Source organism: Aquimarina sp. AD1 (genome assembly GCF_003443695.1).
In the GTDB taxonomy this organism is placed as follows: domain Bacteria; phylum Bacteroidota; class Bacteroidia; order Flavobacteriales; family Flavobacteriaceae; genus Aquimarina; species Aquimarina latercula.
Genome location: NZ_CP031966.1, coordinates 4,106,128 through 4,130,275, shown reverse-complemented (window position 1 = coordinate 4,130,275; position 24,148 = coordinate 4,106,128). Strand labels below are relative to the sequence as shown.

Sequence of the window (24,148 nt, the reverse complement as noted above, 5' to 3'; positions counted from 1 at the left end):
AATAATGAAAAAATTAATTTTAACAGGAATCGCTTTACTAAGCATTTCCATGACACAAGCACAAAGTGCAGAAGAACGAGGTTTACAAATTGCCAAAGAAGCCGACAAAGCCGATCAAGGTTTTAATAGTTCGATAGTAAATCTAAAAATGACTTTAAAAAATAAAAATGGCCAAACAAGCGAACGTTTATTAATTACTAGAACCTTAGAACAGTCTGATGATGGTGATAAATCCATGATTGTATTTAATAGCCCTAAAGATGTAAAAGGAACTTCAACACTTACTTTTACACACAAAATAGGGTCTGATGATCAATGGCTTTTTTTACCATCCATAAAAAGAGTGAAAAGAATTTCATCAAACAATAAGTCTGGTCCTTTTGTAGGTAGCGAATTTGCCTATGAAGATCTCTCCTCTCAGGAAGTAGAAAAATATAGTTATAAATTTCTGGAAGAAAACGGGAATTTACTTGTCGTAGAACAAGATCCTGTAGATCCAAAATCCGGATATACAAGGAGAGTAGTTACCTATAACAAAGATAAAGCATATCGTTTAGAAAAAGTAGAATTCTACGATCGCAAAAACTCTTTACTAAAAACACTTACCTACAGTGATTATAAATTATATAAAGGTAAATTTTGGAGAGCATTAACCTTAGATATGGTAAATCACCAAAGCAATAAAGAAACACAATTAAAATTTAGTGATTACAATTTCGAATCCGAATTATCCGAAGATGATTTTACACAAGTAGCTCTTAAAAGAGCTGGGAAATAATCTCAAAATCCTAGCACACATAAGACACGTTTTTAGTTCTGATCTTACTCTTTACCAAATGTCCTTCTAGTAATAAAGACGGTCTATGTGTGCTTAATAATATTATAAAAATGAAATTTAAACCCTATTTACTTCTTCTTACTCTACTACATACCATACTTATAATTGCCCAAGAAGAAGATAAAAAAGTTACCCAAGATTTTGAATTAGAATTAGAAGGAGAATACCGCTATTTTTATGACAACCCCCTTTTTGAAGGGCAAAAAGATCATTTTCCCTCGTTAGGTATAACCCCAGAATATTCGATAGCATGGAATAAAGGATATGAAAGCATTAATTTTAAAGGGTTTTTCAGACTTGATGTTGATGATGAAAGAACACATTGGGATATCCGAGAACTCTATTACCAGAAAGCTAATAAGAACTGGGAATTAAGTCTTGGGTTAAAAAAAGTATACTGGGGCGTAACTGAAAGCAATCACTTAGTCGATATTATTAATCAAACAGATGCCGTAGAAACTTTCGACGGAGAAGAAAAGCTAGGGCAACCCATGGCTCAATTTACTTGGACTACTGAAAAATTTGGTTCTTTTGATTTTTTCTATCTTCCTTATCATAGGAAACGAACTTTTTCAGGCACCAAAGGAAGACTAAGATTTCCTGTTGTAATTGATAAAAACGATTTAACTTATGAAAGTAGTGCAGAAGAATGGCGACAAGATATTGCATTTCGCTGGAAACATTACTTCAGTATTTTAGATATAGGAATATCTCACTTTTACGGAACAGGTAGAGAACCCTTATTTACATTTGATAACCTAGGAAATATCAATGCATTTTATCCAGTAATTAACCAAACAGGGTTAGATTTACAAATTACGCATGATGCTTTTTTATGGAAACTAGAATCTATCTATAGACATGTGGATGTCCAGGATTTCTTTGCTCTGGTTGCTGGCTTAGAATACACATTTTCCAATATTGATGGAGATGGTTTAGACATTGGTATCTTAGGTGAATACTTATATGATGAACGTGATGCACTTGCATTAAATGCATTACAAAATGATATTTTCATAGGAAGTCGTATTGCATTTAATGATACTCAGGATACTTCCATACTAATAGGTGGAATTGCTGATCTAGAATCTAGTAGCAAAATTTTCAGTTTAGAAGCTTCTAGACGTTTCGGAAGTACTTGGACAGCATCGGTCGAAGCTAGAGTATTTAGCAATATAGACCCAAACGAGTTTATATTATCAAACTTTAGAGAAGACAGTTTTCTTAGAATTTCAATTTCAAAATACTTCTAAACTAAGTTGAACATTTTAACTATTTTTTCTGATCAAAAGTTAATTTGTTACAAAAAAATAATATTTAATAATCATTTGGGTTTAACATAATGTTAATAATTTAAACACAAACTCAAATGAAAATCAACAAATCAATCTTATTGATGAGTGCAGCCTTTGCCGTACTCTCATGTTCAGAAAATGAACCAATTTCTGAACTAGAAAACCTAGAACCTGACAATCAAATCTTTGATGGCGCCGAAAGAGCAAATTTTGACAAAATTGGAACAACCGAAGAAGGTTTTTATGCAGGATTACCTATCAACTATGAACTAGTAGACGGAAAAAGAATTTTTGAAGGTGACATTATTCTTCCTAAAGACGAAGTCTATACAGAAGACTCTAATTTTGTATTAGAAGACGGACAAGATCCTTCTTTAAGCAGAAGTGTTGGACGTACCTCTGGAAGATGGCCTGATAATAAAGTTTACTATACCATAGCAAATGATCTTCCTAATAAAGCTAGAGTTACCAATGCAATTGCTAGCTGGGAAAACAATACGAATCTTACTTTTATTGAAAGAACTAACGAATCCAACTATATATACTTTAGACCTGGGAGTGGATGTTCATCAAGTGTAGGAATGGTAGGTGGAAGACAAAACATCAATTTAGCAAGTGGTTGCAGTACTGGAAACACTATTCATGAAATTGGTCATGCTGTTGGATTATGGCACGAACAAAGTAGAGCTGATAGAGATCAATATGTAACTATTAATTTTCAAAATATTCAATCTGGTAGAGATTTCAACTTTAAAACCTATGTAGAACAAGGATATGACGGAGACGAATATACTAGTTCTTTAGATTTTGGATCAATTATGATGTATGGAGCGTATTCATTCTCTAAGAACGGTCAGCCAACAATTACCAAAAAAGATGGAAGCACATACTCTGTACAGAGAAATGCATTGTCTACTGCTGATTTAGAAGGAATAGATAAAATGTATCCCGATGGTGGAGACGGCGGTGGTGAACCGACTTATGAAAATGGACAATACTATACAGTTTATGGACTAAGAGTATACCGATATAATGATAAATGGTACTACTACAGCTCCAGAGGATGGAGAGAAGTAGTTTATGTTAATGGGGCTTGGTATTATGCATAATCTATAATATCATATTAATAAATTGTTTTAAGCCTTAGGTCTATAATACCTAAGGCTTTTAATTTTTAGTTGCAACGATATTCCCTATTTTTGGTCTGTTATTGAAAATCTTATGATGAGATCATTTTTATATACAGTAGTTACCGTTACAATCATTTGCGTAAGTTGTAAAAAAGAAAATACTACTATACAAGAAGAAGTTGAAATAGTTAAGCTAGATAGTTTATCTAAAGAAAAAGTCGAAATAGATGTATTAAAACTATCTCCGCAAGCTTCAAAAGACATTGAAAACTTTGAGGATTTTCAGAATCTTAAAAAGTTAATAGTATCTATGAGCAAATCAAACCCTTTTTATATCAAAAAATACGCTGATAGTATGAATTTACTTGTTCAGTCTTTTAAAGAAAATGTGTCCGAAGATTTAAAGGTAAATAACATCAGTTCTAGAATCGCGGTACTAACAACGGAATCGGGTTTGTTATTACAACTTACTGAAACTACTAGTCAAGATTCTCAGAAACTTATGGACGCCAATATTAGATTACTTACAGCTTATAATAGTCTTATTATTCAGCTAAATGAATTATCATTAGCAATTCCAGAAAACATTGAAAAAGAACTTCTTAGAGAACGTGACATCCTAAGAGATTCCATTTTATCTCCAGAAGAAAAGAATATTGAAATCGAAGAATAAAATAATATGAAGAATTTAGTAGTTTTTATATGTTTTGCAATTACCATTACTTTTCAAGCCCAAACAAAAAAAGAAATCAATACCGTATTAGAACAATGGCATAAAGCTGCAGCTGATGCATCATTTGATTCCTATTTTGGTTTGATGACCAATGATGCTATATTTATTGGAACTGATGCTACAGAGAATTGGAATTTAGCTTCCTTTAAAGCATTCTCTAAACCTTATTTTGATAAAGGAAAAGCATGGAGTTTTAGCACGTTAGAAAGAAATATATTTGCACAAACTGACAGTAAATTAGCTTGGTTTGATGAATTATTAGATACTCAAATGGGAATCTGCAGAGGTAGCGGTGTGTTAGAGAAAACAACTAAAGGCTGGAAAATAAAACATTACGTCTTATCCATTGCAATACCTAATGAAAATGTAAAAGAAATTACTACGCTTAAAAAAAGTTTTGACAGTGATTTAATGGAAAAATTAAGAAGTAAGTAGTACTCGAAAACTAGAATATACTTTTACTGAATTCATCTATATTGGAATAACATCTAGTAGCACCATTCTGTAGTAGTTTCTCCTTATTCTTATCTCCAATACCAACAAAATCTAAAGATAAGTTTTGAGCCGTTTTTAGATCCCAAAGCCCATCGCCCACCGAGATAATCTTAGTAAACTCCGATATGTTATAAAAGGCTTTTGCTCTTTTCAAAGCATCCATTACAAAGCCTTCTCGTGATTCGTGTGTCATAGAAGTAGCCAGTAATAACTCGTCGTACCATATACTACATTGCTCTAATTTAAGCATTGCAGGTTTAGGAAGTGCTCCCGTAGCAAAACAAAACGGAATAGACTTATCTCTAAAAGATTGTATTAAAGATTGAGCTCCTTTAATTTCTTTTACCGGATCGAATTCTAGCATTTGTGTTACCAAATTATTCTCAAAGTCCCCTAAAAGATTCTCTGAAAGATCTTGTTTAAAACTTCGCTCATAATTATATCGCAACGCATAACTATCAGTATGATGCTTATAATTATTATAGTCTGTATCAATATTATTAATCCCCATACTCATCATAGCTTTGGTTACAGAGATTAAATACATAGGTACACTATCCGTCAATGTCCCATCAATGTCAAATATGTATAATGTATCTTTCAGAAGTGTTGTTTTTATATTATAAAGAATACTTTAAGGATAAAATAAAGTTTCTTCCTGCTCCGGCAATACCAGATGAATATGGTCGATAACGTTGATCAGTAATATTCTCAACTGTTAACGTTGCTTGTAAACTTTTAGTAAACTGATATCTTGATCTCACATTAAGTGTATACCAAGAAGGAGAATATGGATTTCCATTTTCATCTAATGCATATAAAAAGTCATTGTTTTGTTGAGAAGGAGCCAACTCTTCAAAATCAAATTGCCCATTATAAATTGCAGAAAAATCAATCATCCATTTATCATTTGTATAATTAAGATTTGTACTACCAAACTGAGGAGCAACATGTCTTGAAGGAGAAACTGATCCATCATCCAACTCTTCTTCTCCACCAGTAAATGTATATTTAGAAGAAAGGTTAAAATTCTTTATAAAATCATAACTAAAACCTGCCTCAAAACCATAAATCTGAGCATTGGCTGCATTCTGAATCGCTTGTACATTGCTTAGCTCTCCTCCAAAAATAATTTCAGTTTCTCCATTAAGAGAAAAATCTCTTCGAACTAAAGCATTATCCAATTGCGTATAATAGGTTGCCAAATCAATCTTGAAATTCTTACCAACATTGGCAGTCAACCCAATTTCTCCATTATAAGCATATTCTGGTTCTAAATCTGGATTTGGCACTACTACTGACCCTGGTTCCGAATCAAAAATTTTACCCACATCATCAATATTAGGTGCTCTAAATGCTGTAGAAAAATTAAACTTCCACTGTAAAATATCATTTGGTAACCAGCTAATTCCTGCCGTACCTGTAAAAGCCTCCGTATCAATATTTGCTTCTCTAAAAGGAAAGTCAAAAAACGTATCATCAAATTCTGAATACAGAATAATCCTATTGTATCGCAACCCACCTTGAAACCTTAATTTTTCAGTTAACTTACTTTTTAAACTGGCATATGCAGCAATGGACTGCCATGTAGACCCATCCGGATATCTAGATGGTGCGGCAACAACATCATTGGTAGAAATATTAAGTTCCGAACCCTCTGACGAGACTTGATTCAAGATATATTCCAAACCATAATATATCGTTGTTTTATCATCAAATTTCTTTTCAAAATCAAGATTTGCAGAATATGCATCTACATCCTCTTTTGTTCTTGATAAGATATCATCTCCAAAATCCCGATCATTTCTACTTTCCTGAAAATTCTGATAGGCAGCTGTAAATTTTACTTTATCGTATAATTTATTTTTCCATTTATTAGTTAATTGAAGATTTCCCATTAACCATTTTTGAGGTCCATAATACCATTCGGCAGATCTTAAACCCACATCACTACGACGGATCAATCGATCATATCTAGGATAATCAGAAGTTTTTGTATAAATAAATCCTGCATTAATATCCCATCTTTCATTAGGAATAAAATGTACCTTTTGCAAAAAATTAAATTGATTATAACCAGTAAAAACCTGACTTTTCGGGTCATCATTTTCAATTAGAGTATCAACACCATCTATTGTTTCTACATACTCATTTCGTAAATAATCATCAGGGCCATGACTTCCCATTGTAAGATCATCAAAATCTGTATAACTTACACTAGTTAGAAATGCCCACTTCTCTAAGCCTATATTAAAATCTACATGACCTGTTCTTTCATTACTCGCACTAGCATACCTAGCTATAGCATTTCCACTAAATTTATTCTTTCCTCGTATAGCTATTTTAGGTTGAGCTGTGTAAAAGTTCATCACACCTCCTACAGCATCACTTCCGTAAACTACAGAACCAGGTCCTAATATAACTTCTGTTCTATCTATTGTAAATGGATCTACAGATATCACATTTTGAACATTACCACCCCTAAAAATAGCATTATTCATTCGAACTCCATCCACCGTAAGTAATAATCGATTAGTAGAAAATCCTCGAATTATTGGACTACCTCCTCCCAATTGACTTTTCTGTATAAACACTTGCCCACTGCTCTGCAAAAGGTCTGCCGAAGTTTGTGGTGTAGAGAAAGAGATTTCATCAGATGTAATACTAACAATCTTTTGAGTAACATCTTTTTTATCCTGTTCCCACTTAGAAACAGAAATCACCACCTCTGACAATTGATTTTCATCCACCTCCAAATACACTTTATTTGATAAAGCTAGAATTTCAGATTTAGTAGTAGCAAAGCTTATGTGGGATATGTGAACAAAATATAGTATTTCTGTTTCCGAAAAATCGGAAATATCCGCTATACCATCAAAATCTGTTATAACAGTTTTTGATTTCGTTTTATTATGAATTGTAACACTAGGAATAGGCTGGTTATTTGACCTGCTTAGCACAGTAATACTTTGAGCAGTATTTTCCGTTACAAAAAATAAAGTGAATACAACAATTAAAAATAAGCGCATTACTTAACTAAAAATTTCATTCAAAATCGAAAGTGACTTTGGTTTTTTAAAACCGTGCAAATGTAGCTCAAAATATACTAATAACGTATTAAGAATCTCATTTCTTACCATTCTAGACATTTTAATACTCATACTTTCCTCAAATGTCGTGCCCAAAAACTTCTTGAGTACCAAAACACTATTTCCTTCGAGACAATAAATGTTAGAAGAATCCTCCTGAAAGCAACCATCTTGCATATTAAAAACCGATGAAGAAATATTAGATGTATCTGGATAAAACCCTAAATATTGTGTCAACTTTATTAAAAATGAAATATGGAAATTACCAATATTATCATGTGAATCTAACCACAAAAATGTTGTTTCTAAATAATGAAAAAGATCCTCATTTATTTCTTGTTCTTGAATTGTATTTTTTAATATTTCTGAAAGAAAAAATACTAATGAGCTTTTAACAAAATCAGTATGCAAAGATTGATAAGGTATTAGAATTTTAGCTTCTTTAATTCTTTCTAAAGTACCTTTATCTTTGTGATTTGCTTCAATTTCTAGTAACGTCAATGGCTGAAACAAAGAAGATCGTATTTTTCCTCTTTTAGATTTTAATATTCCTTTTAGCAAATAGGAACGTAATCCACTAGTTTTTGTTAATAGGGAAACTATTAAATCACTTTCTCCATAACGCAAAGAATGAATTACTATGGCTGGAGTATTTACAATCATTACCTAACTATCAAAAGCTTAGAAACAGTTGTTTCTGCTTGATCTTCTCCTGTAACTAAAATAAGATAAACTCCAGACGCTACCTTATGCCTTCCAAAAGCGGTAGTATCCCACTGAATACTTCCACCTTCACTAACTTCTTCATATACCAAGTTACCTTCGATATCAGTGATCTTTACATTTGATCTACTTGTTAAACCTTTTATTGTTACCTGCCCATTAAATCCTGGGCGCACCGGATTAGGAAATGCAACTACATTATCTAAATTATCTTCTGGTCCAGTAGCAGTTCCTTTAAACTCTAATAAACCTTTCTCAGTTGCAAAATAAACAGAACCCGTAGAATCATCTACTGATATATCTAATACATTATTTGTAGGTAACGGAGAATTATCAGCCGTAAAATGAGCTAATGTCTCTTGCCCATCAGAAGAGAAATAAAACACTCCTGATGATGCAGTAGCTACCCATTTATTATTAGACCCATCTGCTTCTATATCAGTAATTGTCTCATCAAATAATAATTCTTGAGGAACACCTTCATCATCTAAAATAATAATCTGACTTGCTTGGGGATTACTTTGCTGAAACACTCCAGAGGTATTAAACAAAACCCTTATACCTCTAAAAGTACCAATCCACAACTGATTATTCCGATCGACCTCTAAAGCAAGTACATAATCACTAGGAAGATTAGAACCCTCAGTCTCACCAGATAATTGAATTTGACTTTCTGTATCAGTATTGTAACCAATCACACCCGAATTAAATCCACCAACAAACAAATTTCCGTCTCTATCTATCACCGTATCCGTAAAACCTAAATTATTTAAAGCATTAGGTATTGATCTGCTTAAATTAACATTAAGCGTTTGTGTCGCACCAGGAGAAAATCTTTTCAAACCATTGTCAACCCTAGCGTTATTAACCCACAGATTTCCATCATTGTCAAAAACAGAGCCGTTAAGAAACACAAAAATTGGATCATTTGTTACAAATGACTCAAAACCACTATTAAGGTTGTTATATAAATTAGTTACTACATTATCATTGATCTCTAATAAACCACTACTTAAACTACTTATAAAAACCTGATCTTCATTATTGGGATTAATAGTAATATGAGATAAAGATGTAGCACCCATAACCTCATCTTTAGAAATATTTAACCATCCTTCAGAAGTGAGTTTACTTATCCCTCTTTGTTGTAATGGAAACGGGTTAAAATTCACATCATATTGACCAAATACTACCCACAGTTTACTATTTGATGCTTCTATCCCAAAAGTAAAATTACTTAATGGTCCTTCTGGAGATATTGAAGTTTTATTAGTAAGATCATTAAAATCAACTTGTAATAATCCTCTACTATCTGTTCCTAGATATAGTGTGTTATTAAAAGATAACGCGGTCTTTAACAAAAAAGAATCTCCAGTTGTACTAATTGCCGATGTAGTTTCATTAAAGCTTGTATCAAATACCGATGCTCGATCTGTATTAACAACTATTAAATTGTCAGAATCGATAGAAACATCTATTACATCACTAGAGGCTGTTACAACTGTAGTTAGAACTGGTCCATCAAGACGACTGATAAGGTTATTATTCTCCCATACCAAAATCTCCTCATTAAATAATGTAATTCCTCTATACTGTCCTGGAACTAATGTTATCCATTGGTTAAAATCAACTAAATTAAGGTTGTCAACATTTGCATTTAAAATTCCATTATTCGAAGTAGTTGCATAAATCACATTGTTTGAAACTACCGTTCCGGTTATATTTATTTGTGATCCAGCTGGACCCACAAAAAACGTATCACCAAATTCTATTCTTTCTAAATTAAACTCTACGATCCCAAACTCTGTAGAGACATACAATATATTACCATTTTCAAAAAAGTGATTGATCCTTTTCTGTGTTGGAGGAATCGTCGGTTTCTCTAAAATATCGATAAAAGTTATTACCTCATCATCAACTATTAGCTCTAACAATCCATTATCATAACCAATAACAGTAATATCAAATATTGAACTATGATAAATTGTAGATACTGTTTCTCCAGACAAACCATTTACAGTAGTAAAGGTTTCCGAAGTTCTTGTATCCGTATCGTAGATAAAAATTGTATTCTCAGAAGCAACATAAATTTTATTTTCTATTGCATAGGAATCGTTAATTTGAAAATAGGAATAATGCCCTGTCCATTGATTACTAAAATCCTGAGAAAATAGAAATACCGGAAAAATTAGAAGTATTAACTGTCTGAAGTATCGCATAATTACGGAGTGATATTAACGCTGCCTTGATAACACGCTAAAATACTAATTATTGCTTTCAAATAATGAAAAAAGCCGTTCTTTATAGTAAGAACGGCTTTCACAATAAATACTTATTATTATTTATATAACTCCTTGAGCTAACATAGCATCAGCAACTTTTACAAAACCTGCAATATTTGCTCCTTTAACGTAATCAATATAACCATCATCATCTGTTCCATATTGAACACACTTTTCATGAATATCGTTCATTATTTGTTTTAGCTTTTCGTCAACCTCTGTTCTTGTCCATTTAAAACGTAGAGAATTTTGGGTCATCTCCAATCCAGAAGTAGCAACTCCTCCCGCATTTGATGCTTTACCTGGTGCAAAAAATATCTTAGCTTTATGAAAAGCTGCGACAGCATCAGAATCACAAGGCATATTAGCTCCTTCACTAACACACATACATCCGTTATCAATTAATCTTGTAGCATCATCACCATTCAATTCATTCTGTGTTGCACAAGGTAATGCAATATCACACTTTTCACCCCAAGGTGTTTTTCCTTTATGAAATTTTGCAGAACTGTATTTTTCAGCATACTCACTTATACGTCCTCTTCTCTCATTCTTAAGTTCCATTACAAACTTAAGCTTATCATTATCAATTCCATCTTCGTCATAGATATAACCTGAAGAATCAGATAAGGTTACTACTTTAGCACCTAACTGAATAGCTTTTTCTGTAGCATATTGCGCCACGTTTCCTGAACCTGATACTAAAACTGTTTTTCCTTCAAAAGAATTGCCTTTGGTTTTTAGCATATTTTCTGCAAAATATACGGTACCATAACCCGTAGCTTCTGGACGAATCTCAGATCCTCCCCAGGTTAATCCTTTTCCTGTTAAAACTCCGGTAAATTCATTACGCATTTTACGATACATCCCAAACAAGAAACCAATTTCACGTGCACCTACTCCAATATCTCCAGCAGGAACATCTGTGTTAGGTCCAATATGTCTAAAAAGCTCACTCATAAAACTATGGCAAAAACGCATAATCTCATCATCGGATTTTCCTTTAGGATCAAAATCTGAACCTCCTTTACCACCACCCATTGGCAGCGTTGTTAAACTATTTTTGAACACTTGCTCAAAAGCAAGAAACTTAAGAATACTTAAATTTACTGATGGGTGAAAACGTAATCCGCCTTTATAAGGACCAATCGCAGAATTCATTTGAATTCTATATCCACGATTTACATGTATTTCTCCCTTATCATCTACCCAAGGTACTCGAAACATTATGGCTCTCTCTGGTTCTACCATTCTTAATAGAATGTTTTTTCCATTATATATTTCTTGTGTAGCGATATACGGTATTACAGTTTCCGCAACTTCTTGTACCGCTTGTAAGAACTCTGGCTCATGTGAATTACGAGCTCTTACTTCTTCCATAAATGCATCTATTTTTGCTTGCATATGTTAATAGGATTAAAAGATTCTTATTTAATGGTTAATTTATTTGGTCAAATATATGATATTATCAAAAAATTACATCTAATTTTTTGAATTTAATAACACTCTATCCAATAGCTTGCTCTAAATCTGATATTAGGTCGTTTACATCCTCAATTCCTACACTTAATCTAATCAGAGAATCGACAACACCAGTCTTTTCTCGTTCTTCTTTTGGAATTGACGCATGTGTCATACTTGCTGGATGTCCTGCTAAACTTTCTACTCCGCCAAGTGATTCTGCTAATGTGAAAATTTTCAAATTTTCAACAATTCTTATCGCTTCTTTATAATTACTGTTTTTTGTAACAAAAGATATCATGCCGCCGAAACCATTCATTTGTTCTTTAGCTACACTATAACCTGGATTATCTATAAATCCTGGCCAATATACATTTTCAATTTTAGGATGATTTTTTAGATAATTTGCTATGGTTTCTCCATTTTCGCAATGACGTTGCATTCTAACATGTAATGTCTTAATTCCTCTAAGAGCTAAAAAACTATCTTGTGGACCACAGACCGCGCCACTTGCATTTTGAATAAAATATAGGCGATTCGCAATTTCATCATCCTTAACTATCAAAGCACCCATTATCAAATCACTATGCCCTCCAATATATTTAGTAACACTATGCATTACGATATCGGCACCAAGATCTAAAGGTTGCTGTAAATAAGGTGTTGCAAATGTATTATCTACGGCTAATAGAAGATTATGTTTGTTAGAAATCTTACCAATTGCTTTAATATCAATAATATTCATCATCGGGTTTGTTGGTGTCTCTACCCAAATCAGTTTTGTTTTTTCATTAATATATTTTTCAACGTTACCCGAATTTTTCATTCCAATAAAATGAAATTTTATTCCAAAACCTTCAAAAATTTTGGTAAACAACCTATAGGTTCCCCCATAGAGATCATTTGTCGAAATCACTTCATCGCCAGGTTTTAATAATTTAAGTACCGCATCAATAGCTGCTAATCCTGATCCAAAAGCCAATCCATGTTTTCCGTTTTCAAGACTTGCCAAAGCATTTTCTAAAGATTTTCTAGTTGGATTATGTGTTCTACTATACTCAAACCCTTTGTGTCCTCCAGGAGTAGTTTGAGCATAGGTAGAAGTTTGGTATATTGGAGGCATTACAGATCCGTAAGCAGGATCAAGTATTTGTCCTCCGTGTATTGTTTTGGTATTAAACTTCACGATTCCTCGATTTTTATCAGTGTTCTTATTTTTTATATGTTCTTTCGATCAATTCTTATATTTCAGAACTGAAAAAAACCAACTTGTAATCTATTTTGTTAAAAAACTAAAACAAATTTATAACTTAATTCGTTCTAATCATATTTCAATGAATATCTTTAGTAGATGATTAACACAAAAACTAACACCAATCTTAAGTCACTTTTTTTAGCAGTAATCTCTATTTGTTTTTATAGCTGCCAAAAGAGTGAACCTTTAAGTTTTCATAAACGCACTATCGCCATTGATGATTATTTTGACTGCAATAGCTCTGATTGCGCTATTACAGAAATTTTTCTTCTCGAATCTATAAATGAAAATGAAATTGCAAAAAAAATCAATATTCAAATAGAAAAGGCTGCCAGTACTAGCTTAAACGTAGAAGATGACACCTCTATAGACAACATAGAAGAAGCACTTAAAAATTTTAATAACTCCTATCAAGAAATAAAAAAGGAATTTCCAGAAGAAATTATTCCATATGAAGCAAGTATAAACTGTGACATCAGTTATCAGAATAAATTCATTCTTTCTATTCTAATAGATTCTTATATATTTACTGGAGGTGCTCACGGAAGTGGCAATTCAAAATACATAAACATTGATGCAAAAACTGGTGCAATTATACCACAAGAAAAACTGCTAAAGAATGTAAACAACTTTTCAATATATGTCGAAAAAATATTTAGAGAGAAGTACGCTATTCCTAATGAACAATCTATAAATAGTACTGGCTTCTTCTTTGATAATAACACTTTTAGTTTGCCAAATAACATTGGGTTAACAGAGACCCATATTATTCTTTTCTATAACCAATATGAAATAAGCTCATACGCTGAAGGACCTATAGAATTAAAACTTAAAAAAGAAGAAGTAGTGGATTATTTTACGACTACTATTCTATAATGACTTCTTGAGCGCTAAAATGTATCCGAGATGTATTCCTTCATGAAAATTATTAAAATTGATAGCATCCTCTACAGATTTTAATACAAAACCAGTACTAGTAGGATATTCTTGATACCCTTCAAAAATACTACCATCTATGTCTTTTTCAGTTTTATCAATGGTAGTAAAAAGAAGTTCTTTTACTTTTTCTACCTCTTCTTTACTTACCAAACCTTCTGTTTTAGTCCCTTTACGATATTTAACAATCATCTCATCACTAATCATCATTGGTAATCCACTTAATTTGTAAGTAAGTAATTGTTGCGTAACCACTACATGAGCAATATTCCAAATCAAATTATTATTAAACCCTTGGGGAACTTTGTTTAGATCTTCCAATGAAAAGTTATCCATAATTTTGGCTAGTAATTTTCTATTGGTTCTTGTGATTTCTAATTGATCTCTCATATTTAAGTAGTAAACGTTCTTAATTTTTACCCAAAAATATGAGTTTTCAAAGAGAAATGAATTTCCTTTGTGTTGATTTTGACATTTTAAATATAAATCTGTGAAAAAAATATATTACCTATCAACTTGTGATACTTGTAAACGCATCATGAACGAACTAAACCTTTCTTCTGATTTCGTTTTGCAAGACATTAAATCAGAAGGCATTAGCTTAGTTCAAATAGAAGAAATGAAATCGTTAGCTGGTTCATATGAATCCCTGTTTAGTAAAAGAGCACGGCTTTATAAAGAAAGAGATCTAAAAAATCAAGCACTAGCAGAAGACGATTACAAAAATTTAATTCTAGAACATTATACCTTCTTAAAGCGTCCAGTACTATTATTTGATAATCAAATATTTATCGGTAATAGTAAAAAAGTAGTGGAAGCTGCTAATATTGCTATTAATGGATAAAAGAACGGCAGCATTACTAGCAGCTTTTGGTGCAAGTCTAATTTATGCAATCAATCACACCTTGGCAAAAGGTGTAATGCCCACTTACATTAAACCTTTTGGCTTTATTCTTCTTAGAGTAATTGGTGCTGCAGCACTTTTTTGGCTGGCATCAATATGGGCTCCTAAACAAAAAATTGATCGCGCTGATTGGCTAAGAATATTTGGGTGTGCTATTTTTGGTATGGTCATTAATATGTTGATGTTTTTTAAAGGACTTCAATTATCTACGCCAATAAACAGCTCAGTTATGATTACCATTTCACCTATTTTGGTATTCGTTTTATCTGCTATTTTTCTAAGTGAAAAAATAACATGGTTACGAACTGTTGGAATTCTACTTGGTTTTTCTGGAGCATTAGGGTTGATTCTCTTTGGTTCAGAAACTAGGCAAGATGCTCCTAATATTCCACTGGGTAATATTCTTTTTATTGTCAATGCTGCTTCTTATGCTATATATCTTGTATTAGTAAAACCCCTAACATCAAAATACCATTCTTTTACTTTAATGAAATGGTTTTTCCTTATTGGAGTTATTATTAATTTTCCTATTACCATTTCAGAATTTAGCGAAGTACAATGGACATCACTTCCTTATGACGTCATATGGAAAATGGCTTTTGTGGTCATTGGAACTACTTTTTTTACTTATTTATTAAATGTATTTGCACTTAAAACACTAAAAGCATCTACAATTGGTGCATTTATCTATTTACAACCTTTATTGGCAATAAGTTTCGCCATGGCAATGGGAGCTGATTCTCTTAATGCTGTCAAAATAATCTCTGCCCTATTAGTCTTCTTAGGTGTTTATTTGGTAACCAAAAAAACTAAAAAACTAGCTTAGGTCTTGTGGTATTTTTGCAAATTTTCTAGTGTCTTCTTTGGTAAGAATTTTAAAATTATCAGGACGCTCCACTTTATCCATAAACTGATTCATTTCTTCCGGAAGTGGTATTAATTTTCGAGTATTTAGATCTATCCATGCACCCATCATCTCACATCTCGCAAAGTTTCTTCCTTTATAATCATAAAAATTATGTAAAAATTCAAAGAATTTTCCATCCTCGCTCATTCCTGATAATTCTAAAGAAACTTTTACAGGTCTACCATAAAAAACCTCTTTAAAATAATAGATATGTTCGTAGAAAACTACTGGCCCAATATTGAATTTTCCCAAAGATCGTTGATCAAAACCCAACTCGGATAAAAAGGTCATTCTGGTATGTGCTGCATATTCTATATATGCTTTGTTAGCTAAATGACGATTTGCGTCAATATCATTCCATCTAATTTCGAATTCCTTTAAATACATAACTATTCATTTTTACGCTGTAAAAATACAAAAGACTTATTATGCTTGCATAATAAAAACCTGTTAAAAATTGTATCTCTATTCAACACCTCAAACATTTTTGAGCATAAAAACCTTTAGTAAATCAATATTTCTGAAATCTATAACTTCAAAATAAGACTCTTTAGGTTTTGAAAAGCTTTAGGGTCTTCTTATTTTAGGAAAAAAAATAACGAATGTACATCAAACGTAATATTGGCTGGGGACTTATTCTTCGCTTTGCATGGAGAAACTTACTTTTTTTCACTGTATATACCGCAGCTATTTTTTCATTATATCATTTTTTAGATTTACAATTTATAGACATTCCTTTTCAGCCACTTACCGTTATTGGAATTGCCGTAGCATTTTACATTGGTTTTAAGAACAGCCAAAGTTATGACCGTTTTTGGGAAGGTCGTAAAATTTGGGGAGGTATTGTTAATTATAGTAGAACGTGGGCAAATCAAGTTTTATGTCTAGTTAATGATAATCCTGAAACAAAAAAAGTACTTATTTACAGACATATAGCTTGGATTAACGCATTACGTATACAACTTAGACAACCTACTTCATTTTCCATAAAAGAAAATCCTTCTGTAGAGCGCCTTGTTAAAAAACACGGAGAGAAAAATCCCGCCTGTGATGCCACTAAAAGTTTTATTTCAGACGAAGAGTATTCTGATTTACTACAAAGAAAAAACGCGGCAACTCATTTAGTAAAAAACCAAGGATTACATCTAAAAGAATTATTAAACTCTGGAAAAATTACGGAATTCGACAAACAACTTTTGCACGGAATATTAGAGGAATTATATAATTTACAAGGAAAATGTGAGCGTATCAAAAACACTCCTTTTCCTCGTCAATATGCATATTTTAGCACTGTCTTTACCTGGATTTTTGTGCTATTATTGCCTTTTGGGCTACTTAATGTTTTTGAAAATGAACTCAGCGATATGGCACACCATATTAAACCTTGGTTTATTTTCTTAATGATTCCGTTATCTGTATTAGTATCTTGGATATTCACTACAATGGAAAAAGTAGGAAGTAATAGCGAAGATCCTTTTGAAGGAAGAATTAATGACGTTCCGATGACTGCACTTTGTAGAACAATTGAAATAGATTTAAGAGATATGTTAGATGAGAAAGATCTTCCTGAAAAAGTAAAACCGAAAGACAATATTCTTTACTAATGCCTTTAATAGAATCCACATACACTCCACCATATTTTTTTAAAAATGGTCACTTCTCTACTATATACCCTAATTTACTTAGAAAAGTAAACGATATTCTTCAGACGCGAGAACGTATAGAATTAGAAGATGGTGACTTTATTGATATCGATTGGAGTTATCCGTCTAATGGTGAATCTAATCAAAAAGTTGCTGTCTTAATTCATGGTTTAGAAGGCAATGCACAACGTCAATATATTGTCGGTTTGGCCAGGCACTTAAATAATAATCATTGGGATGTAGCTGCAGTAAATCTTAGAAATTGTAGTGGAGTCGTTAATAGACTATATAGATCTTATAATGCAGGTGTGAGCGAAGATTTAAGTTCAATTATCACCCATATCATCGAGAAAGAGTACAATACTATTTCGATATGTGGGTTCAGTCTTGGAGGTAACATAACGCTAAAATATTTAGGAGAGAGAGCAACCCCTACTCAAGTTAAATCTGCCGTTGTAGTATCTGTACCTTGTGATCTATATGACTCTTTAAAGGAGATCAATAAACCAAAAAACTTTGTTTATCAGAAACGCTTTATTAAAAGCTTAAAAGAAAAACTACACGAAAGGCAACAGGTTTTTCCAGAGCAAATCAGTAAATCAGATATCAATGCTTGTAAATCATTAATTGATATTGATAACTTATATACAAGCAAAGCTCATGGCTATACAGATGCTATTGATTATTATACAAAATGTAGTAGTAAACAATTTTTAAAAAATATTCAGGTTCCAACACTAATTATTAACGCTAAGAACGATACTTTTCTGGGAAATGCATGTTACCCAATTAAAGAAGCGCAGGAAAACAATAATTTATTTTTAGAGACACCTAGTTTTGGTGGACATGTAGGCTTTTATCTTAGAGGTCTAACTTATTATAACGAGCATAAAACCGTACAGTTTCTGAATAAATGGTAAGCGAACCAGATGTTTTTACCATAATTTGTAATATTTTACCTACATATTCGAATTAATGAAACAAACGTTAAGTCAATGTTAAGGTTTTGTGTAGTAATTTTTTATCCCTTTATCGAAAATCTTTTTTTAATTAGGAATATTTTAAGAGTTTTGGTCGTTTCCTTATAGAATTATCAGGGAAATCAAATTATCGCTAACTCAAACTCAATAAAAATGAAAAAAAGTTACAAAAACCTTACTGGGGGAAGGTTTAAAAAACTACACATGTTAGTTTTTTCTATGATGATACTTCTTTCGGCTGGAGCATTCGCTCAGGACAAAGCCCAGAGGTCAAAAATCATGTCAAAAAGTAATCTTTCTAAACTTAATCAACTACAAGCTGAGAATGCAGAAAAAGCTGCAATTCAAAAGAAAGAGGCTATACAAGCTGCAAAGCAAAATGGATGGCCTATTAAAACCACGCTAAAGGATGGAACTTTTTCTGAGCTGCAAAGACTTGCTCCAGATGGAAGTGCACTTTATTATACTACTTATAACGTAGACGCTGCGGAATCCACAAGAACGAATCATCTTAATATTGGAGGATCACTTGGATTAAACCTAGATGGTCAAAATATGACTGCCCATGTATGGGACGGTGGACATGCAAGAGAATCTCACCAGGAATATGATGGTGCTGGAGGAAACAATCGTGTTACTATCCAAGATGCCGCTTCAGAAGGAGGTACTCAATTAAACTTTCACGCTGCTCACGTAACTGGAACTATTACAGCTTCTGGTGTTCAAGCTGCTGCAAAAGGAATGGCTCCTCAGTCTAAAGTAAATGGATATATGTGGAACAATGATGTTGCTGAAGCTACAACTGCTGCTGCAAACGGAATGATCATATCTAATCACTCTTATGGATTTAGAGGAGATCTTGTACCAGATCAATATTTTGGTGCATATATAGACACTTCTAGAGATTGGGATGAAGTAATGTTTAATGCACCTTTCTACCTAATGGTAGTAGCTGCTGGTAATGATGGTAACCAAAATGGATATAACGGACAACCACTTGATGGAAACTCTTCTTATGATAAATTAACAGGACATTCTACTTCTAAAAACAATTTAGTAGTTGCGAATGCTCAGGATGCTAATATTAATTCAGATGGGTCTTTAAATAGTGTTTCTATTAACAGTTCTAGTAGTGAAGGCCCAACGGACGATTACCGTATCAAACCAGATATTACTGGAAACGGTACTGGGGTTTACTCTACATACGAAAGCAGCAATACAGCTTATGCTAGTATTACTGGTACTTCTATGGCATCACCTAATGTTGCAGGATCATTACTATTATTACAGCAACATTATAATAATACAAATGGTAGTCTTATGAGAGCTGCAACTCTAAAAGGTTTAGCTCTTCATACAGCAGACGATGCTGGACCTTCTGGTCCTGATGCAGTTTATGGATGGGGATTATTAAACGCTAAAAAAGCTGCTGAAACTATCACTAACAATGGAAATGAAACCAAAATTGAAGAACTTACGCTGAATAGTGGACAAACATATTCAATTACTGTAGATTCTGATGGTGTAAATTCTTTGATGGCTTCTATCTCTTGGACGGATCGTGCTGGAACAGCTGTTTCTGCAACTAATTCGAATGCAGCTGTGTTAGTAAATGATTTAGATATTAGAGTTACAAAAAACACTACTACATACAATCCTTATAGATTAACCGGTATTACAACAAATGGAACTGGAGACAATACTGTAGATCCATATGAAAGAGTTGATATAGCTAATGCTACTGGTACATATACTATTACTGTAACCAACAAAGGATCTTTGGTGGGAGGAAGTCAAAACTTCTCTCTTATCGTAACTGGATTAACAGGAACACCTGTTGTTTGTAATGCTACTGTTCCTGTAGGAGTAGGAGCTTCTAACATTGGTTCTGATTCTGCGACAATAAACTGGACTGCGATTCCTGGAGCATCTTTTGATGTAAGATATCGTCAAACAGGAACTTCAACTTGGACTACACAAACAGCAAGTGGTGTTTCATCTGTAATTTCTGGTTTAGCTGAGACTACTTCATATGAAGTACAAGTAAGAAGTAACTGTTCTGATGGATCTACATCTTCTTACAGTGCATCTACTACTTTTACGACTACCGAAATTCAATTAAACTATTGCGCATCTAATGGTAATAGTGTTGCTGACGAATATATTGGTAATCTTCAATTAGGAACAATTAATAATGCTTCTGGAGCAGGAAGTGGAGGTTACTCAGATTTTACTTCGATTTCTACCTCAATTTCCAAGGGAAGTGATTATACAATTACTGTAACACCAACCTGGACAGGAACTACATATAGTGAAGGATATAGTGTATGGATTGACTATAATCAAAATGGAGTTTTTACAGATTCTGGTGAACAAGTATGGACACAAGCTGCAACCCAAACTACACCGGTTAGTGGAAGTTTTACAGTACCGTCAAGTGCATTAAACGGAGATACAAGAATGCGTGTTTCTATGAAATATAATGGAGTACCAACTTCTTGTGAATCTTTTCAATATGGAGAAGTAGAAGACTATACTGTTACAATTGGAGCATCTACTGGTGATACACAAGCACCAACTGCACCAACAAGTTTAGCTGCATCTGACATCACTGAAACTACTCTAACTTTATCTTGGAATGCTGCTACAGATAATGTAGGAGTTACTGCTTATGATGTATATCAAGGAAGTACTATTTTAGGAGAAGTTACTGGAACAACTGCAAACGTTACTGGATTAACAGCAAGTACTGCATATCAATTTAGTGTAAAAGCAAAAGATGCCGCTGGAAATGAATCAGCGTTTAGTAATACAATTGATGTTACTACTGCGGACGCTCCAGATACACAAGCACCAACTGCACCAAGCGGATTATCAGCTTCTAATATCGAGGAAACAACCTTAACACTATCATGGAATGCTGCTACAGATAATGTAGGAGTTACTGCTTATGATGTATACCAAGGAAGTACTGTATTAGGAGAAGTTACAGGAACAACAGCAAATGTTACTGGATTAACTGCAGACACTACATATCAGTTTAGTGTTAAAGCAAAAGATGCTGCTGGAAATGAATCAGCATTTAGTAATACTATAAATGTAACTACTACTGGAGGATCTGGTGGAGGTGGTTGTACTTCAGGTATTTCCTCTTTCCCATATGATGAAGGATTTGAAAATACTTTAGGAGCTTGGACTCAATCAACTGCTGATGATATTAACTGGACTGTTGATGCTAGTGGAACACCTTCTAGTAGCACTGGACCTTCTAGCGCCACTCAAGGTTCTTACTATATTTTTGTTGAGGCTTCAGGAAATGGAACGGGATATCCTAACAAACAAGCTATCTTAAATTCTCCTTGTTTCGACCTTTCTGGTCTTTCAGAAGCAAGCTTCTCTTTCAGCTATCATATGTATGGTGCTACAGACATGGGAAGTATCGCTGTAGATGCAAGTACTGACGATGGAGCTACTTGGACAAATATTTGGAGTGAATCTGGAAATAAAGGAAATTCTTGGTTAACAGCTAGTATTGACCTTGCAACTTATGTTGGAGGAGGAGTTCAATTAAGATTTAACAGAATTACAGGATCTACCTGGCAAGCTGATATTGCAATTGATAATGTATCATTAACCAATACTTCTGGTGGTGGTGGATCAACAGATATCTGTGAAGGAGTTGCTGAATGGAGTAGTTCTCAATCCTATCAAACTGGGGATCAGGTTACGTATCAAGGAAACCTATTCGAAAGAACGGCTACAGGATGGACAAACCTTGGAGCATGTGGAACTACAACATCTTTTGTTACCACTTCTGATGACCCACAAGGACCTCCAACAGAATTACTATCTGTATATCCTAATCCATTGAAAGGAGCAATTCTTAATGTTCGTGCAGGAAACTACGGAACTCAAGAATATTCAATTCATAACATGTTGGGGCAAACGGTTCTTAAAGGAACTTTCTCTAACACAATTGATGTTCAAGCATTGGAAGCTGGAGTATACATGTTAAAAGTAAATATGGGAACGGTTCGTTTCATAAAAGAATAAAAATTTAAGACAGATAACCTTAATTTTTAATAAAGCCCTGAAACAATTTTGTTTCAGGGCTTTTTGTATACTTGTAATTCATAACTAGCTGATTTTAATCAATCATGAAATATTACGAAACTGACAGACTTAAATTACGCGCTGCAACTATAGAAGATGCTGATTTCTACCTAAAACTTCTAAATAGCCCTAAATGGATTCAAAACATCGGAGATCGCAATGTAAAAACCACTAAAGACGCAGAAACTTATATTACAGAAAAAATGACCCCTCAATTAGAGAGATTAGGGTATTCAAATTACACCGTAATTAGAAAATCTGATAATATAAAAATTGGTTGTTGCGGATTATATGACAGAGATGGTATTGAAGGCGTAGATATCGGTTTTGCTTTTTTACCAGAATTCGAAAAAAAAGGGTATGCCTATGAAAGTTCATTTAAAATAAAAGAAATTGGAATTAGTAAATTTGGAATTAAGAAAATTAGTGCTATTACAATACCAGAAAACACATCTTCACAAAAGTTATTAGAAAAACTAGACTTTACTTTTATAAAAATGATCAAAATTCCAAACGATGATGAGGATCTTATGTTATATGAATATCAAATAAATTCCTAAAAATTTTTGGTATAAGAATTCTCTAAATTGATACAATTATGAAAAACATCACACTTGTTTTATTTATAGCACTTAGCGTCGCGCTCACAGGATATATTCCAATTCATAAGTCAAGTATTGAGAATAAATTTTTAAGTCATGAAATAGACCTAAAACATCAGTGTTTAAAGTTTTATTGGAAAGATAAGTATGGAAAAAACTTTAGAAACTTTCAAAATCTCAAATCAGCATTGCAAAAAGAGAATAAAGAGTTAGTTTTTGCTATGAACGGAGGTATGTACAACAAAGATTTATCACCACAAGGATTATACATTGAAAACGGAGTGGTAAAATCCGAGACAGACACTCTTGACAAGGGTTACGGAAACTTCTACCTACAACCAAACGGTGTGTTTTATATAAACAAGGATAACAAACCTATTATTATTCCTACCAATAATATTAAAAAACTTGATCATATCGCTTATGCAACACAGTCTGGCCCAATGTTATTGATTAATGGAAAAATTCATTCTAAATTTAATCAAGGTTCTCCTAATGTTCATATTAGAAATGGAGTTGGAATTCTACCAAATGGAAATTTACTTTTTGCAATCTCTAAAGAAAAGGTCAATTTTTACGATTTTGCTAGCTATTTTAAAGAGAAAGGATGTAAAAATGCTTTATATCTTGATGGTTTTGTTTCTCGAGCATATTTACCATCTTCCAAATGGGAACAATTAGATGGTAATTTTGGCGTAATCATCGCAGAAATCAAATAATTAAAAATAAAAAACCTGTTAAACATTATAGGCTAACAGGTCA

General features: G+C 33.0%; 21 protein-coding genes. 13 read left to right on the top strand and 8 right to left on the bottom strand.

What is annotated here, in order from left to right; genetic code table 11:
* Nucleotides 1–4 precede the first annotated feature (4 nt).
* From D1815_RS17825 to D1815_RS17805, 5 genes are all read left to right on the top strand, one after another.
* Nucleotides 5–778: an outer membrane lipoprotein-sorting protein gene (locus D1815_RS17825; protein WP_027394279.1), complete on the top strand. Its 774-nt coding sequence runs from the start codon at nucleotides 5–7 to the stop codon at nucleotides 776–778.
* A gap of 110 nt (nucleotides 779–888) precedes the next feature.
* A complete protein-coding gene (locus D1815_RS17820; protein WP_118388637.1) occupies nucleotides 889–2,091 on the top strand; it encodes a hypothetical protein in 1,203 nt (400 codons plus the stop codon).
* Nucleotides 2,092–2,207: 116 nt separating this feature from the next.
* Nucleotides 2,208–3,242: a M12 family metallopeptidase gene (locus D1815_RS17815; RefSeq protein WP_027394281.1), complete on the top strand. Its 1,035-nt coding sequence runs from the start codon at nucleotides 2,208–2,210 to the stop codon at nucleotides 3,240–3,242.
* A gap of 112 nt (nucleotides 3,243–3,354) precedes the next feature.
* Nucleotides 3,355–3,936, top strand: coding sequence for a hypothetical protein (locus D1815_RS17810; protein ID WP_158594402.1), 582 nt, complete (start codon nucleotides 3,355–3,357; stop codon nucleotides 3,934–3,936).
* A gap of 6 nt (nucleotides 3,937–3,942) precedes the next feature.
* The gene (locus D1815_RS17805; protein WP_118388635.1) at nucleotides 3,943–4,431 is read left to right on the top strand and encodes a nuclear transport factor 2 family protein; all 489 of its coding nucleotides are present in this window, start codon (nucleotides 3,943–3,945) and stop codon (nucleotides 4,429–4,431) included.
* 10 nt (nucleotides 4,432–4,441) lie between these two features.
* Here D1815_RS17805 and D1815_RS17800 read toward each other — a convergent pair whose 3' ends face one another.
* The 6 genes from D1815_RS17800 to D1815_RS17775 all read right to left on the bottom strand — a co-directional run bounded on the left by D1815_RS17800 (nucleotide 4,442) and on the right by D1815_RS17775 (nucleotide 13,268).
* Nucleotides 4,442–5,077 (bottom strand): HAD family hydrolase, encoded by a 636-nt coding sequence (locus D1815_RS17800; protein ID WP_369899414.1) that lies wholly within the window; start codon nucleotides 5,075–5,077, stop codon nucleotides 4,442–4,444.
* Nucleotides 5,078–5,111: 34 nt separating this feature from the next.
* Nucleotides 5,112–7,520, bottom strand: a complete 2,409-nt coding sequence (locus D1815_RS17795; protein WP_118388631.1) for a TonB-dependent receptor — start codon at nucleotides 7,518–7,520, stop codon at nucleotides 5,112–5,114.
* Between the two features lie 3 nt (nucleotides 7,521–7,523).
* Nucleotides 7,524–8,243 carry a DNA repair protein RecO gene (recO, locus tag D1815_RS17790; protein ID WP_027394286.1) on the bottom strand — a complete coding sequence of 240 codons (720 nt, stop codon included), beginning with the start codon at nucleotides 8,241–8,243 and terminating at the stop codon, nucleotides 7,524–7,526.
* The gene (locus D1815_RS17785; protein WP_118388629.1) at nucleotides 8,243–10,522 is read right to left on the bottom strand and encodes a two-component regulator propeller domain-containing protein; all 2,280 of its coding nucleotides are present in this window, start codon (nucleotides 10,520–10,522) and stop codon (nucleotides 8,243–8,245) included. Before D1815_RS17785 ends, recO begins: the two co-directional genes overlap by 1 nt.
* A 123-nt stretch (nucleotides 10,523–10,645) precedes the next feature.
* Nucleotides 10,646–11,989, bottom strand: coding sequence for an NADP-specific glutamate dehydrogenase (gene gdhA, locus D1815_RS17780; RefSeq protein WP_118388627.1), 1,344 nt, complete (start codon nucleotides 11,987–11,989; stop codon nucleotides 10,646–10,648).
* 103 nt (nucleotides 11,990–12,092) lie between these two features.
* Nucleotides 12,093–13,268, bottom strand: a complete 1,176-nt coding sequence (locus tag D1815_RS17775) for a cystathionine gamma-synthase (protein ID WP_255420164.1) — start codon at nucleotides 13,266–13,268, stop codon at nucleotides 12,093–12,095.
* A gap of 129 nt (nucleotides 13,269–13,397) precedes the next feature.
* Between D1815_RS17775 and D1815_RS17770 the strand changes: the two genes are divergently transcribed.
* Nucleotides 13,398–14,177 (top strand): DUF3298 and DUF4163 domain-containing protein, encoded by a 780-nt coding sequence (locus tag D1815_RS17770; RefSeq protein WP_051336229.1) that lies wholly within the window; start codon nucleotides 13,398–13,400, stop codon nucleotides 14,175–14,177.
* On the opposite strand, the gene D1815_RS17765 is transcribed toward D1815_RS17770, so the two are convergent.
* Nucleotides 14,172–14,627 (bottom strand): DinB family protein, encoded by a 456-nt coding sequence (locus D1815_RS17765; protein WP_027394291.1) that lies wholly within the window; start codon nucleotides 14,625–14,627, stop codon nucleotides 14,172–14,174. The genes D1815_RS17770 and D1815_RS17765 overlap by 6 nt on opposite strands.
* 100 nt (nucleotides 14,628–14,727) lie before the next feature.
* Between D1815_RS17765 and D1815_RS17760 the strand changes: the two genes are divergently transcribed.
* Both D1815_RS17760 and D1815_RS17755 read left to right on the top strand, forming a co-directional pair.
* Nucleotides 14,728–15,081 (top strand): arsenate reductase family protein, encoded by a 354-nt coding sequence (locus D1815_RS17760; protein WP_027394292.1) that lies wholly within the window; start codon nucleotides 14,728–14,730, stop codon nucleotides 15,079–15,081.
* Nucleotides 15,074–15,967, top strand: coding sequence for a DMT family transporter (locus D1815_RS17755; RefSeq protein ID WP_118388625.1), 894 nt, complete (start codon nucleotides 15,074–15,076; stop codon nucleotides 15,965–15,967). The genes D1815_RS17760 and D1815_RS17755 overlap by 8 nt, the downstream gene beginning before the upstream one ends.
* Here the strand turns inward: D1815_RS17755 and D1815_RS17750 are convergent.
* Nucleotides 15,959–16,435 carry a thioesterase family protein gene (locus D1815_RS17750; protein WP_027394294.1) on the bottom strand — a complete coding sequence of 159 codons (477 nt, stop codon included), beginning with the start codon at nucleotides 16,433–16,435 and terminating at the stop codon, nucleotides 15,959–15,961. The two genes, D1815_RS17755 and D1815_RS17750, sit on opposite strands and share 9 nt — an antisense overlap.
* 215 nt (nucleotides 16,436–16,650) lie before the next feature.
* Between D1815_RS17750 and D1815_RS17745 the strand changes: the two genes are divergently transcribed.
* From D1815_RS17745 to D1815_RS17725, 5 genes are all read left to right on the top strand, one after another.
* Nucleotides 16,651–17,652, top strand: coding sequence for a bestrophin family protein (locus D1815_RS17745; protein ID WP_027394295.1), 1,002 nt, complete (start codon nucleotides 16,651–16,653; stop codon nucleotides 17,650–17,652).
* Entirely contained in the window at nucleotides 17,652–18,611 is a 960-nt protein-coding gene (locus D1815_RS17740; protein ID WP_118388623.1) for a YheT family hydrolase, read from the top strand. The genes D1815_RS17745 and D1815_RS17740 overlap by 1 nt, the downstream gene beginning before the upstream one ends.
* Nucleotides 18,612–18,824: 213 nt before the next feature.
* A complete protein-coding gene (locus D1815_RS17735; RefSeq protein ID WP_233557465.1) occupies nucleotides 18,825–22,724 on the top strand; it encodes a S8 family serine peptidase in 3,900 nt (1,299 codons plus the stop codon).
* A gap of 104 nt (nucleotides 22,725–22,828) precedes the next feature.
* Nucleotides 22,829–23,344: a GNAT family N-acetyltransferase gene (locus tag D1815_RS17730; RefSeq protein WP_118388621.1), complete on the top strand. Its 516-nt coding sequence runs from the start codon at nucleotides 22,829–22,831 to the stop codon at nucleotides 23,342–23,344.
* A gap of 38 nt (nucleotides 23,345–23,382) precedes the next feature.
* The gene (locus D1815_RS17725; protein WP_118388619.1) at nucleotides 23,383–24,105 is read left to right on the top strand and encodes a phosphodiester glycosidase family protein; all 723 of its coding nucleotides are present in this window, start codon (nucleotides 23,383–23,385) and stop codon (nucleotides 24,103–24,105) included.
* Nucleotides 24,106–24,148 lie beyond the last annotated feature (43 nt).

Excerpts from the sequence above, each read along its gene's own strand:
- D1815_RS17825 (WP_027394279.1), top strand. The coding sequence starts at position 5 with ATGAAAAAATTAATTTTAACAGGAATCGCTTTACTAAGCATTTCCATG.
- D1815_RS17820 (WP_118388637.1), top strand. The coding sequence starts at position 889 with ATGAAATTTAAACCCTATTTACTTCTTCTTACTCTACTACATACCATA.
- D1815_RS17815 (WP_027394281.1), top strand. The coding sequence starts at position 2,208 with ATGAAAATCAACAAATCAATCTTATTGATGAGTGCAGCCTTTGCCGTA.
- D1815_RS17810 (WP_158594402.1), top strand. The coding sequence starts at position 3,355 with ATGATGAGATCATTTTTATATACAGTAGTTACCGTTACAATCATTTGC.
- D1815_RS17805 (WP_118388635.1), top strand. The coding sequence starts at position 3,943 with ATGAAGAATTTAGTAGTTTTTATATGTTTTGCAATTACCATTACTTTT.
- D1815_RS17795 (WP_118388631.1), bottom strand. The coding sequence starts at position 7,520 with ATGCGCTTATTTTTAATTGTTGTATTCACTTTATTTTTTGTAACGGAA.
- recO (WP_027394286.1), bottom strand. The coding sequence starts at position 8,243 with ATGATTGTAAATACTCCAGCCATAGTAATTCATTCTTTGCGTTATGGA.
- D1815_RS17785 (WP_118388629.1), bottom strand. The coding sequence starts at position 10,522 with ATGCGATACTTCAGACAGTTAATACTTCTAATTTTTCCGGTATTTCTA.
- gdhA (WP_118388627.1), bottom strand. The coding sequence starts at position 11,989 with ATGCAAGCAAAAATAGATGCATTTATGGAAGAAGTAAGAGCTCGTAAT.
- D1815_RS17770 (WP_051336229.1), top strand. The coding sequence starts at position 13,398 with ATGATTAACACAAAAACTAACACCAATCTTAAGTCACTTTTTTTAGCA.
- D1815_RS17765 (WP_027394291.1), bottom strand. The coding sequence starts at position 14,627 with ATGAGAGATCAATTAGAAATCACAAGAACCAATAGAAAATTACTAGCC.
- D1815_RS17755 (WP_118388625.1), top strand. The coding sequence starts at position 15,074 with ATGGATAAAAGAACGGCAGCATTACTAGCAGCTTTTGGTGCAAGTCTA.
- D1815_RS17750 (WP_027394294.1), bottom strand. The coding sequence starts at position 16,435 with ATGTATTTAAAGGAATTCGAAATTAGATGGAATGATATTGACGCAAAT.
- D1815_RS17745 (WP_027394295.1), top strand. The coding sequence starts at position 16,651 with ATGTACATCAAACGTAATATTGGCTGGGGACTTATTCTTCGCTTTGCA.
- D1815_RS17740 (WP_118388623.1), top strand. The coding sequence starts at position 17,652 with ATGCCTTTAATAGAATCCACATACACTCCACCATATTTTTTTAAAAAT.
- D1815_RS17735 (WP_233557465.1), top strand. The coding sequence starts at position 18,825 with ATGAAAAAAAGTTACAAAAACCTTACTGGGGGAAGGTTTAAAAAACTA.
- D1815_RS17730 (WP_118388621.1), top strand. The coding sequence starts at position 22,829 with ATGAAATATTACGAAACTGACAGACTTAAATTACGCGCTGCAACTATA.
- D1815_RS17725 (WP_118388619.1), top strand. The coding sequence starts at position 23,383 with ATGAAAAACATCACACTTGTTTTATTTATAGCACTTAGCGTCGCGCTC.